The following is an 11772-nucleotide window of genomic DNA, read 5'->3' as shown; positions in this document are numbered from 1 at the left end:
CTACCAGGGCCAGAAGCCGGAGTCCCTGCCCCAGTCGATCTTGACGCAGACCGACTGCTTGCCGACCAGCTTGGAGAGCCACTCGCCGAAGTTGACCGGCACGCACCACTCCGTGCTGTTGACGGGCGGCTCGGTCGGCTGGGGCTTCGGCACGGCCGGGGGCAGCACCGGCGACGGCTCCGGGACCGGGACCGGTACGGGGTCCGGGCTGGGGCTGCCCGGACCCACCGGGGTCTGCGGGGACGGGACAGCGGGCGAGGGCACGGGCTCGGGGGAGGGGCTCTCGGGCGCCGGGACCTGCGGGCTCGGCCGGACCGGGTCCGGGGACACGGGGACGGTGACCGGGACCTCGGGCGACGGAACGGCCGGCGAGGGTACGGGCACCGGCTCGGGGACGGGTACCGGGGCGGGCTCGGGCACGGGGCTCGTACCGGGGCCGGGACCCGTGTCCGGGGTCTCGGGCGACGGGACCGGCAGCGGGATGCCGGGGGTCGGGACCACCGGGGAGGGCACGGGGACCTCGGGCGTCGGGATCGACGGGGTCGGGATCGACGGGGTCGGCACGACCGGGGTCGGGATCACCGGCGTCGGGACGACCGGCGTCGGGATCACCGGGGTCGGGACGACCGGCGTCGGGACCGGGCCCGGACGCTCGGGCGCGAGCGCGGCCCGGAAGGCCTTCGCGGACCGCGGGTTCTGCTTGCACTGCCACACGCCGTGCGGGCAGTAGTCGGTGATGGTGTGGTAGAGCGGCTTGTGCTGCTCGATCCACTTCAGCATGCGCTGCACGTACACCGGGTTGTCCCCGTGCCGGAACAGGCCCCACTCCGGGTACGAGATCTCTTTGCCGTGCGCTTTCGCGAAATCGACATGCTGCTGGAGCCCGTACGGCTGGCTGACCATCTCGTCGAAGGTCTTGCCGGGAGCCTGGTCGTACGAATCCATGCCGACGACGTCGACCACGTCGTCACCCGGGTAGCACTTGGTCCATCCGACCGCGTCCGAACCGCGGTTGGGTGCGAAATCGAACTTGAACTGCTGACCGGGGACGGAGCGCATCGTGTTGACGATGCGGTTCCAGTACTCCTTCCAGCCCTCCGGGTCGGGAGCGCAGCGGTGCGTGTACGTGGCGCCGTTCATCTCCCAGCCGAGCACGATCACCGTGTCCGGAACGCCCAGATCCACCAGCTTGTGGGCGAGCTGTTCGAAGTGGTGGTCGAACTCGCCCTCCGCGCCGGCCCGGATGAGCCGGGCCACCTCGCGGTCGGGGACGTGGTCCTCGTTGTGCTCCTGCATGGGCACGTTGAGGACGAAGAGCCGGTCGGGCCTGGCCCGGCGCCACTGGGCCCAGGCCTCCAGGAAGTCGGGGTTCTCGATGCGGGCCCACCGGTCCCCGGGCAGATAGGTGTGCCCGACCCGGATCTCCTTGCCGCCCAGCCAGCGCGACAGCTGCGGGATCCGGGCGACTCCGCTCTGGCCGGAGTCGAGAAAGGCGCCCATGGCGATGTCGGAACCCTTGGGCTGCTCCTTCTCGGGGGCCGCGAGCGCGGCTCCGGTGGCGAGCAGTCCGGCCGTCACCGTACCGATGCAGGTGCTCGCCAGTCGGCGGTGTGGTCTGGGCATGGCGTCTCCCGAACTTTCCTGAATCGGTGTGCTTGTCAAAGACGTTAGGCATCACATCTGACGAATGGCCTGTCCGGTGACCGCCGCCTAGGCCATTCGCAGCTGCGTATCCTCCCCGCTTGGTCCGACTAGGTGAAAGACACCGTTCCCATGCACGCGTTCGACGGCCATGTGCCCGCAGTAGTGCTCAGACTCGATCGGAATCCGTTCCACCACGGAACCCTCGGCGCCGTCAGATCGCTCGGGCGCAGGGGCGTGGAGGTCCATGCCGTCGTCGAGGCCGGGGGAGGTCCCATGGCGCGTTCGCGCTACCTGCGCGCCGTACACCCCGGGCCGGCCGGGGGGTTGGACCCCGAGGCCCCTGAGACGCTGCTGGAATGCCTCGTCGGGGTGTCGGAGCGGATCGGCCGGCCCGCGGTGCTCGTGGCGATGGACGACCTGAGCGCCATCGCCGTCGCGCGGATCGCCCCGATGCTCGACGGGCGCTTCCGGATCCCCCATCAGCCCGACGGGCTGCCGGCCCGGGTGGCGGACAAGGCCGAGCTGTCGCGGCTGTGCGCACGCTGGGACGTCCCGCACCCGGAGACGGTGATCCCGGCGAGCGGGGCCGAGGCGGCGGATGCCGCGTGGCGGCTCGGACTGCCGGTGGTGGCCAAGTGGAGCCGGCCGTGGCTGCTGCCCGCGGGCACGGGGCTGCGCAGCACGACGCTGGTGCACACCGCGGCCGAGGCGCGCCGGCTGTACGAGCGCACGGAGGCGGCCGGGAGCCGGCTGCTGCTCCAGCGGTTCCTTCCGGCCGGGACGGACACCGACTGGTTCTTCCACGGAGCGTTCGGCCGGGGCGGGCATCCGCTGCTCGCCGGGTCGGGCCGCAAGGAGCTGTCCTGGCCGGTGCGGACGGGGCTGACGGCGGTGGGGCGCTGGCTGCCGGACCCGGCGGTGGAGGAGGCGGGGCTGCGGCTCGCCCGGCGCCTCGGCTACCAGGGGATCCTGGACCTGGACTTCCGCCGGGACGAGAAGGGCTGCTTCCGGCTGGTGGACTTCAACCCCCGGCCGGGCGCGCAGTTCCGGCTCTTCACGGACGCGGGCGGCCTGGACGTGGTCCAGGCGATGTACCTGGACCTGACGGGGCAACGGGTCCCGGAGCCCGCGGGCGGACCCGGCCGGGTGTTCGTCGCCGAGAACTACGCCCTGCTGGCGGCGGTCCGCGGCCGCCGACTCCCCCGGCGCTCCCCGGCCGAGGGGCGGGCGTCGGTTCCCGCTCCCGCACGGGCCGGGGAGGCCGGGGCCGGGCACGGCCGTACCGGGGGCGAGCGGCCCGGACCGGTGCGGGTGGCGCCGCGGGCGGAGCGGGGGCGGGTGGAGGCGGCCTGGTTCGCCGCCGACGACCCGATGCCGTTCCTCGCGATGCTCGCCGCTTTCCTCGGCAGGGGTGCGGGGAAGGGCGTGCGCGCGCTGCGCGGTGTCCCGGCGCACGGCCGGCGTACGGCGCGCGCCGTGGTGCGCGCCCCGCGCCAGCGCGCCCGGGGCCTGACCCCGTCGCAGACCCCGGCCACCCCGGCCGCCTCCGCGGAACCGGACGAGCTGGTGACCAGGTGACGCCCCGCCACCCGCCCCCGACCGCCTTCGGGGGCGAGGGCACTGACGCGGGGCCCATGAGACTGGAGGGACAGCGGTGACGCGGATGGACGACCTCGTCGTGGTCGGCGCCGGACCGTACGGGCTGTCGATCGCCGCGCACGCGGCATCGGCCGGGCTCGGCGTACGGGTGCTCGGACGGCCCATGGCCTCGTGGCGGGACCACATGCCCGAGGGCATGTACCTGAAGTCGGAGCCCTGGTCCTCCAACCTGTCCGCCCCCGGCGGCCGGCACACCCTCGCCGCGTACTGCGCCGGCCGCGGCATGGCGGCCGATCACGGCAGCCCGCTCCCGATCGACGTGTTCAGCTCGTACGGCATGTGGTTCGCCCGGAACGCCGTGCCCGAGGTGGAGGAGGTGACGGTCACCGAGGTCTCCCCGCAGGGCGAGGGCTTCCTGGTCCGCACCGCCGAGGGGCCGCCGCTGCTCGCCCGTACGGTCGCACTGGCCGTCGGGGTGATGCCGTTCGTGCACCTCCCCGAGCCGCTGCGGGGACTGCCTCCCGGGCACTGCTCGCACAGCAGCGGGCACCGGGACCTGGCCCGGTTCGCCGGCCGTGAGGTCGCCGTGATCGGGGCCGGGCAGGCGGCCCTGGAGACCGCCGCCCTGCTGGCGGAGAACGGGGCCCGGCCCTGTCTCGTCGCCCGCCGCTCCCGGCTCAACTGGAACACCGTGCCCCAGCCGCTGGAGCGTCCGGTGCTGCGCGCCCTGCGCGAGCCGCACAGCGGCCTCGGCACCGGCTGGCGCAGCTGGGTGTGGTCCGAGCTGCCCTGGGCGGTGCGCCGGCTGCCCGCGCCGACCCGGGAGCGGATCGCGGCGACCGCGCTCGGGCCCGCCGGGGCCTGGTGGCTGCGGGACCGCTTCGAGCGCAGCGTCCCGGTGCTGCTGGGGCACCGGCTGCACCGGGCGGCGGCGGTGGGCGAGCGGACCCGGTTGGGGCTGACCACCGCGTCCGGCGAGTCCGTCGTACTGGACGTCGCGCACGTGGTCGCGGCCACCGGTTTCACCCCGCACATGGGGCGTCTGGAGCTGCTGGACGCCCGGCTGCGGGCCGCCCTCACCACCGTCGGGGGCGGCGGCACGCCGGAGCTGAGCGCCGGTTTCGAGTCCTCGTGGCCGGGACTGTTCTTCGCGGGACTGCTGACGGCTCCCTCATTCGGCCCTTCCATGCGATTCGTGCACGGTGCGGGGTTCACGGCGGGGAGACTGGTCAATGGAGTCCGAAAGCGCCTGGGAGGTGCTGTGAGGATCAGGCCGGATCAGAGAACGGCCTCCGGTGCCGGGCATCCCAAGACGTCTCTCCGGTGAGGTCGAGAGGGGACCGCGATGAGTGCGGAGCAGCGAGCACAGGGTGGCCGTGGCTGGGTGCGCATTCCCGCGAGCCGGGCGGAGCAGCCCGGCCCCGGGCCCGCGGCGCGGCCTGCCGCGAGGCCCGCGGTCAAGGCCGCCGCCTCGCCGTACTCCCCTCCCGCCTACGGCCCTCCCGGGCACGCGGCACCGGACCAGCCGACGATCTACCTTTCCCTCGTCAAGCGCTGGCAGGAGGCCGGGCGCACCCTTCCGGGGCATCCTGACGAGGAGTGGGAGCGGTTGATCTCCCAGCCGTGCTGGCCCGGCCGTTAGGTGGTGTGTCTCGTGGCAGCGGCGGAGCGCGACAGATCCGGGCAGGGCAGCCGGGACCCCGTGACCGGGCCCGGCGAGCGGCTCGCGCTGAACGGCATGGGCAGCTTCGAGTGGGACCTGGACGCCGGGACGCTGAGGCTGGACGAGTCCGGGCTCGTGGTCTTCGACCTGGAGCGCGAGGAGTTCGACGACACCCCCGAGGCGCTGGGGCTGCGGATCCCGCCCGACGACGGAGCCCGGCTGGCGGAGTCCACGCAGGCGGCCCTGGACGGCGGCATGGAGACGTACGGCTCGTACTTCACCGTGCAGCGGCGCGACGGCGTCGACCAGTGGACGCACACGCAGGGCCGGATCCTGCGCGACGCGGCGGGCCGGCCCCTGCGGATCGTCGGGATCGTCCGGGACGCCACGGCCGAGCTCGCGCACGCCACCGTGCTGCGCAAGCTGGAGTCGGCCCGGGCTCAGCAGGCCGCGATCGTGCAGCGGACCACGGAGGCCCTGTCGCGGGCGGTGACCGTGGACGACGTCACGGCCACGCTGACCGGGGCGGGGGCGCTGGAGCGGCTCGGCGCGGACGGACTGGCCCTGGGACTGGTCGAGAACGGCGCCATCAAGATCATCGCGCTCAGCGGGGAGTCTCTGGAGATCCTCAGCGAGCGGCGCTTCACCCGGCTGGACGGCTCGCTGCCGCTGTCCCAGGCGGTGCTCACCCGCAAGGCGCGCTTCGTCACCTCCCTCGCCGATCTGGCGGGCGAGTTCCCGCTGCTCGCGGACTACCTGCGGCGGATCCGCTTCGACGCCGCCGCCTATCTGCCGCTGATCGCGCAGGCCAAGGCCATCGGCGGGCTGGTGCTGTTCTACCGGCGGCGCAGCGATTTCAGCCCGGAGGAGCGCAACCTCTGCCTCGGGCTGGCCGGCATCGTCGCGCAGTCCCTCCAGCGGGCGCTCCTGTTCGACCAGGAACGGGAGTTCGCGACGGGCCTGCAGGCCTCGATGCTGCCGCGCCGGATCCCCGAGATCAGCGGCGGGGAGATCGCGGTGCGCTACCACTCCGCGTGGAGCGGGCGGGAGGTCGGCGGGGACTGGTACGACGTGATCGCGCTGCCCCGCGACCGGGTCGGCATCGTCGTGGGCGACGTACAGGGCCACGACACGCACGCGGCGGCGATCATGGGCCAGCTGCGGATCGCGCTGCGGGCGTACGCGGGCGAGGGCCATCCGCCGTCCACCGTCCTGGCCCGGGCCTCCCGCTTCCTTGCCGAGCTGGACACCGAGCGCTTCGCGACCTGCATGTACGCACAGGTGGACCTGGAGACCGGAGGCGTACGGGCGGTCCGCGCGGGCCATCTCGGCCCGCTGATCCGGCACACGGACGGGCGCACGGGCTGGCCCAACGTACGCGGCGGGCTGCCGCTCGGGCTTGCCTCGGTGTTCGAACAGGAGGACTTCCCCGAGACCCGGCTCGACCTGGTGCCCGGGGAGACCCTGGTGCTGTGCACCGACGGCCTGGTCGAGGAGCCCGGCACCGCCATCACCCAGGGCATGGAGGCCCTCGCCCACGCCGTGCGCAGCGGCCCGCAGGAGGCGGGGGCGCTCGCCGACCACCTCTCGGACCGGCTCTGGGAGCGCTGGGGCTCCGGGGACGACGTGGCCCTGCTGGTGCTGCGCCGGGCCCCCGACCCGGGCACCCACCGTGCACCGCGGATCCACCAGTACATCCACCAGGCCGACCCGGAAGGGCTCTCGGAGGCCCGCTACGCCCTGCGCCAGGCCCTGCGCGACTGGGGCATGCCGGAGCTCGCCGACGACGTGGAACTGGCCGCGGGGGAGCTGCTGGTCAACGCCCTGCTGCACACGGACGGCGGGGCGGTGCTGACCATGGAGGTGCTGCCGGAGCCGGTCCGGCGGATCCGGCTGTGGGTCAAGGACCGCTCCAGCGTCTGGCCGCGCAGGCGCACCCCGGGGGAGGCCGCGACCACCGGGCGCGGGCTGCTGCTGGTGGACGCGCTGGCCACGCACTGGGGCGTGGAGTCCCGGGGCGACGGCAAGGCGGTGTGGTGCGAGTTCGCCGTCGCGGGCACCGTGCGCGGCATGGGGTGACCGTACGGTCACTCCGAGTTGTGGGATGCCGGGGCCGGAGTGATGATGCGGTCCATGGAAGGGACGACCACTCGGGCCGGGACGCCGCCGTGCACCGGCTGAACAAGCGGCCGGGCAGGGGGGCCGCGACCGCTCTCCTCGCGCTGCTCGTGCTGGCCGTCGGCGTACCGACGGCCGTGCACCGTACGGCCGGGCACCCGCACGCGGATCCCGGCTGCCGCACCGTCGCGTTCATGTCGATGACCGGCGTGGCCCCCGCCTGCCGGTAGCGGCGGCCACCGGCCGCGGGCGGGTCGCCGGGCCGGCGCCGGCTCAGCGGTGCTTCTCCTCCAGGACGACGTCCTGCTCGGCCTGCGCCAGGTAGGACACGCTCAGCTTGAAACCGGAGTGCAGGCTGGCCGTCTGGAGCCGGGCCTGCGCACCGGCCGCGCCCGGGTGCAGGTTCACCAGGGACGGGTTCACGTCGGCGGAGGCGGACCAGTCGTGCGGCTGCCCGTCGCACTCGGCCTCCTGGCCGCCGAAGCCCAGGCGGGTGGTGCCCCGGTCGCCGGCGTCCTGGGTGAGCGTGACCTGGATTTGCACTCCACGGGGTGACGAGGGCGCGCACGCGTAGGTCCCGTAAAGAGTGACGTGGCCGCCTTCGGAAATGTGACCGACTTCCTGTACGGAAATCGCATTCTGGTGGGAGCGGGCATCGGCCGGGGCGGTGAGCGCGGTGGCGGCGGCCAGTGCGGAAAGCACCGTCACGGCCAGGCGGCGGGTGGAAACGCGCATGAATCCTCCATGGGGGTGGGGCGGCACAAAAGCGCCGAAACGCATTGTGCTGGCAGATGGCGGGCAACTCCCTCCGCACACCCGTGTCGGTGTGTGCAATTGCCCGCTCGGGCGCGTGAGACTGGCCGGAATACCTCCCGAAGGTCCCCGAAGGGATCACGCATGCGCCAGTCCGCTTCCGTCCTCGCCGCCGCTCTCCTGCCCTTCCTGCTGTTCGGTGCCACGGCCTGCTCCGGTGCCCCCGAGGGGGCCGCGCTCGCCCCCGCGGCGGCGCCCGCCGTCCCGGTGGACGACGGCGCCCCGGGGGCCGCCCCGAAGGACGCCCACGTCGGAGACCCCGTACGGGTGCGGGGCCGCCAGATGGGCCGCCACCTGCAGGCCGTGCTCAACGCGTACGTCGACCCGGCGGTCAGCGTGGAGAAGAACTACGCCCCGCCCGCGGGCAAGCGCTGGGTGGCCGCCTCGATGTCGTTCGTCAACGTCGGCGGGGACTCGTACGGGGAGCTCGGGCGCATGTGGGCGTACGACAGCGCGGGCGGGCGCCACGGGGTGGTGCCGACCGGTGAACTGACCACCGGGAAGCCGCTCGTCTTCGATTCCCTCGCGGTGGGCCGGCGGGCCGAGGGGTGGGTGGTGTTCGAAATCCCGGAAAAGGCGCGCATCGTGCGCCTCCAGTATCAGGACGCGAACATGCGGGCGAATTCCGGAGAGGGATTCTGGGCCGTATAGCCCGCGCGGGTGAAAGGCCGAAAAGGCGCGGCGGAGAGAGCACTAGGGTGCGGCGCATGACTTCAACTCAAGCCGAAACCGACCGGTCCCACCTCGGCACCCTTTCCGTGCTCGCCTGGATCGGCGACCCCTCCGAGGGCCACGACATCCCGTACCTGCTCGCCTACACCCTCGGCGACGGGCCGCTGGGTGCGGAGGCCGGGGAGAAGGCCGCCCGCGGGCTCCTGGAGGAGATCGGCCTGCCCATCGGTGACGTGGTCATGGACGGCACCCGCAACCCGGCCGGCTTCCCCGTGCAGATCGTGCTCGCGGACAACCAGGTCGCGCTGACCCTGCCGGGGCTCAACGCGACCTGCACCGCCCCGGACGAGTGGGTCGCCGCGGCCAACGAGAGCGGCCAGGCCTACTTCCTGTTCGCCACGCGCGCCTGGCCCGAGGCGGTTCCGGGCCGGCCGGTCGACCCGAAGACCCTCCAGGAGTTCGCGGGCGACGAGTCCGTGCTCACGGGCAGCGCCCACTGCGTGCTCGCGGTCCGGCGCCTCCAGTAGGGACGCCCCCCGCTCCGGCCGCCGGGCCCCCAGCCCGCCCGGCGGCCGGTACCGCCGTCCTCAGGGGCGTTCGAAGGCGAACCTGAGCGAGCGGACCCGGTTGTCGAAGTTCGAACCCGCCAGGTCCGGCAGCCCCACCGCCCGCAGCCCCACCGGCCGGGTCAGCAGCTCGCGGAACAGGGCCTTCATCTCCACGCGGGCCAGGTGCGCGCCCAGGCAGAAGTGCGGGCCGCCGCCGCCGAAGCCCAGGTGCGGATTGGGCGAGCGGGTGATGTCGAAGGCGTCGGGATCGGGGAAGACCGCCTCGTCGCGGTTGGCGGAGGCGTAGTACAGCACCACCTTGTCGCCGGGGCGGAACAGGTGCCCGCCCAGGGTGTGTTCGGCGGCGACGGTCCGGCGGAACTGGATGATCGGCGTCGAGTGGCGGATCATCTCGTCCACCGCTCCGTCCGCGTACGTCTCGAAGTCCCCCAGCAGCAGGTCCCGCTGGCCGGGGTGGTCGGTCAGCAGGGTCAGCCCGTGGGTGATCGCGTTGCGGGTGGTCTCCACCCCGGCCACCATCAGCAGCGAGAAGAACGCGCCGAGCTGGCGGGCGTTCAGCGCCTGCCCGTCCACATCGGCGCGGACCAGCGCCGAAATCAGGTCGTCGGTGGGGTTCTTGCGCCGCTCCCGGCCGATGCCCGCGACCATCCGCTGCATCTTGGCCAGGGCCCGCAGTCCGCGCCCGGGCATCCGCAGCCGCGAAGCCAGCCCCCGCTCCACACCGATGTTCTCCGAGGCGTGGTTGACGCGGTCGGCGATCTCGGCGCGGTAGCGCTCCGGGATGCCCATCATGTTGCAGATGACCTCCAGCGGCAGCCGGGAGGCCACGGCCGTGACGAACTCGTCGGGCTCCTCGGCCAGAACGTCGTCCACGATCCGGGCGGCCACCGCGTGGATGTCCTCCTCGGCCGCCGCCAGCAGCCGCGGTGTGAACGCACGCTGCACGATCTTGCGCAGCTGCGCGTGGTCCGCGCCGTCCAGGTTGACCATCGAGTCCCCGAACAGCGCCCGCACCCAGCGGGCCGGCTCGGGCGTGGTCACCCCGGGCGCGCTGGCGAACACCTTGGGCAGCCGGCTCGCCTCCTGTACGTCCGCGTGGCGTACGAGGGCCCAGTGCCCGCGGCCCTTGCCCTCGGGCACGTAGACCGGGGAGTCCAGGGCCCGCAGCCGGGCGAACGCCGCGAGCCGGGCCGCCGGGGGCTGCTGCCAGAACGCCGGGTCGGCGAGCTCCCCGTACTCCGCCACCGCCGCGCCCGTGTCCGCGTACCGCTGTACCGGGACCTTCATCGTTTCTTCTCCCTGTCGCCGGCGCGCTCGCCCTGGCCGCCGCGGCCGTGCCGCCCGCCGTCCTCACGCACCAGAACGCTCCTGGTGGGCCAAGGTCACGCCCACCGCGACGGAGGCCGAGGCGACCAGCCCGGCCCACAGCACCGCCTGCGCGCCGGTCCACGCGCAGGCGAGGATCGCCAGGGCGGTGAGCGGCAGCACCGACTGCTGGGCCGTGCCCCGCTTGAAGTGGCGGGAGTGCAGGAGCCAGACGAAGGCGAGGAAGAGCGCCGCCGGAACGCACACCGTGAGATTGGCGGACAGGGCCGAGACGTGGGCCTTGCCGACCGCGTGCTCGATCGCCACCTCGAGGCCGGCGCCGATGGCGGCGGCCGAGGCGAAGATCACGTAGTGCCCGTACCCCCACGGGATGGCCTCGCGGTTGCCCCGCAGCCGGTCGTGCGCGGGGACGGCGAAGTAGATCCACCAGGCCGCGAAGACCAGCAGCAGCCCGCCGGCGGCGATCGGCAGCAGCTCGCCCAGCGCCTCGTGCTCGTCGATCGCCGACTGGACCGCGACCGTGCTGGCGGCGATGGTCTCGCCGAGGACGATGATGGTGAACAGGCCGTACCGCTCGGCGATGTGGTGCGGATGCCAGTGGGTCTGGTAGCTGCGCTCGGCGACGGCCGGAATCAGCAGCTCGACCATCACCAGGACCAGGAACAGCCACCTGCGGGAGTGCTCGGGGGCCGAGAGCAGTGCCACCCAGCCGGCCTGGCAGACCAGCAGGCCGATCGCGTACGTGAGCGCCGTGCGCCGGGCCGCCCCCTCCTCCCCGGCGGCGGCGCGCAGCCACTGCACGGTGAGCGCGAGCCGCATCACCACGTAGCCGAGGACGCAGACGGTCCAGTCGTTGTCGTTGAAGGCGCGCGGGATCCCCGCCGAGTAGATGAGCACACCGGCGATCTGCACGAGGGTCGCGATCCGGTACGGCACGTCGTCGACGTCGTAGGCGGAGGCGAACCACGTGAAGTTCATCCAGGCCCACCACACCCCGAAGAACACGAAGAGGTAGCCGGTGATCCCGGCTCCGACATGGCCCTCGGCGAGCGCGTGGACGAGTTGGCGGCCCGCCTGCGCCACGGCGACGACGAAGCAGAGGTCGAAGAACAGCTCCAGCGGGGTCGAGGCCCGGTGGCTCTCGTGCCGGCTGCGGGAGGTCATTCGTACATACGTCATACCGCACAGGACAGCAGCCGTACGCCGGTCCGCAGGCGAGGCGCGCGGCCGCGGCCCCAGACCTACGCACTGTGGGCGACGGGACCTTGTCCTTGTCGGCCGCGCGACGTTCTCCTCTGATGCCGGGGGCCCGCCGGAGCGGAGCCTGGAGGGGCAAGGACCCCCAGGAGTCTTCTCAAACCCCCAGGA

10 protein-coding genes are annotated in these 11772 nt (G+C 73.5%); 6 read left to right on the top strand and 4 right to left on the bottom strand.

Annotated elements, in window-relative coordinates; genetic code table 11:
- Positions 1-1623 (bottom strand): glycosyl hydrolase, encoded by a 1623-nt coding sequence (locus ACFY1T_RS32425; RefSeq protein ID WP_390791363.1) that lies wholly within the window; start codon positions 1621-1623, stop codon positions 1-3.
- A 294-nt stretch (positions 1624-1917) separates the two neighbouring features.
- Here ACFY1T_RS32425 and ACFY1T_RS32420 point away from each other — a divergent pair, with 294 nt between their 5' ends.
- The 4 genes from ACFY1T_RS32420 to ACFY1T_RS32405 all read left to right on the top strand — a co-directional run bounded on the left by ACFY1T_RS32420 (position 1918) and on the right by ACFY1T_RS32405 (position 7254).
- Entirely contained in the window at positions 1918-3222 is a 1305-nt protein-coding gene (locus ACFY1T_RS32420) for an ATP-grasp domain-containing protein (protein WP_390791362.1), read from the top strand.
- Between the two features lie 85 nt (positions 3223-3307).
- A complete protein-coding gene (locus ACFY1T_RS32415; protein WP_390791402.1) occupies positions 3308-4570 on the top strand; it encodes an NAD(P)-binding domain-containing protein in 1263 nt (420 codons plus the stop codon).
- 327 nt (positions 4571-4897) lie between these two features.
- Entirely contained in the window at positions 4898-6985 is a 2088-nt protein-coding gene (locus ACFY1T_RS32410) for a SpoIIE family protein phosphatase (protein ID WP_390791361.1), read from the top strand.
- 89 nt (positions 6986-7074) lie between these two features.
- Positions 7075-7254 (top strand): hypothetical protein, encoded by a 180-nt coding sequence (locus ACFY1T_RS32405; RefSeq protein WP_390791360.1) that lies wholly within the window; start codon positions 7075-7077, stop codon positions 7252-7254.
- 43 nt (positions 7255-7297) lie between these two features.
- Here ACFY1T_RS32405 and ACFY1T_RS32400 read toward each other — a convergent pair whose 3' ends face one another.
- Positions 7298-7759, bottom strand: coding sequence for a DUF6299 family protein (locus ACFY1T_RS32400; protein ID WP_390791359.1), 462 nt, complete (start codon positions 7757-7759; stop codon positions 7298-7300).
- A gap of 162 nt (positions 7760-7921) precedes the next feature.
- On the opposite strand from ACFY1T_RS32400, the gene ACFY1T_RS32395 reads away from it, so the two are divergent.
- Positions 7922-8488, top strand: a complete 567-nt coding sequence (locus ACFY1T_RS32395; protein WP_390791358.1) for a hypothetical protein — start codon at positions 7922-7924, stop codon at positions 8486-8488.
- A 56-nt stretch (positions 8489-8544) separates the two neighbouring features.
- A complete protein-coding gene (locus ACFY1T_RS32390) occupies positions 8545-9036 on the top strand; it encodes a DUF5949 family protein (protein WP_030866068.1) in 492 nt (163 codons plus the stop codon).
- Between the two features lie 60 nt (positions 9037-9096).
- Here ACFY1T_RS32390 and ACFY1T_RS32385 read toward each other — a convergent pair whose 3' ends face one another.
- Positions 9097-10365 (bottom strand): cytochrome P450, encoded by a 1269-nt coding sequence (locus tag ACFY1T_RS32385; protein ID WP_390791357.1) that lies wholly within the window; start codon positions 10363-10365, stop codon positions 9097-9099.
- 63 nt (positions 10366-10428) lie between these two features.
- The gene (locus ACFY1T_RS32380) at positions 10429-11583 is read right to left on the bottom strand and encodes a low temperature requirement protein A (protein WP_390791356.1); all 1155 of its coding nucleotides are present in this window, start codon (positions 11581-11583) and stop codon (positions 10429-10431) included.
- Between the last annotated feature and the right edge of the window lie 189 nt (positions 11584-11772).

It is taken from the genome of Streptomyces sp. NPDC001194, assembly GCF_042896985.1.
GTDB lineage: Bacteria > Actinomycetota > Actinomycetes > Streptomycetales > Streptomycetaceae > Streptomyces.
This window is presented reverse-complemented; position numbering and strand designations above follow the sequence as displayed.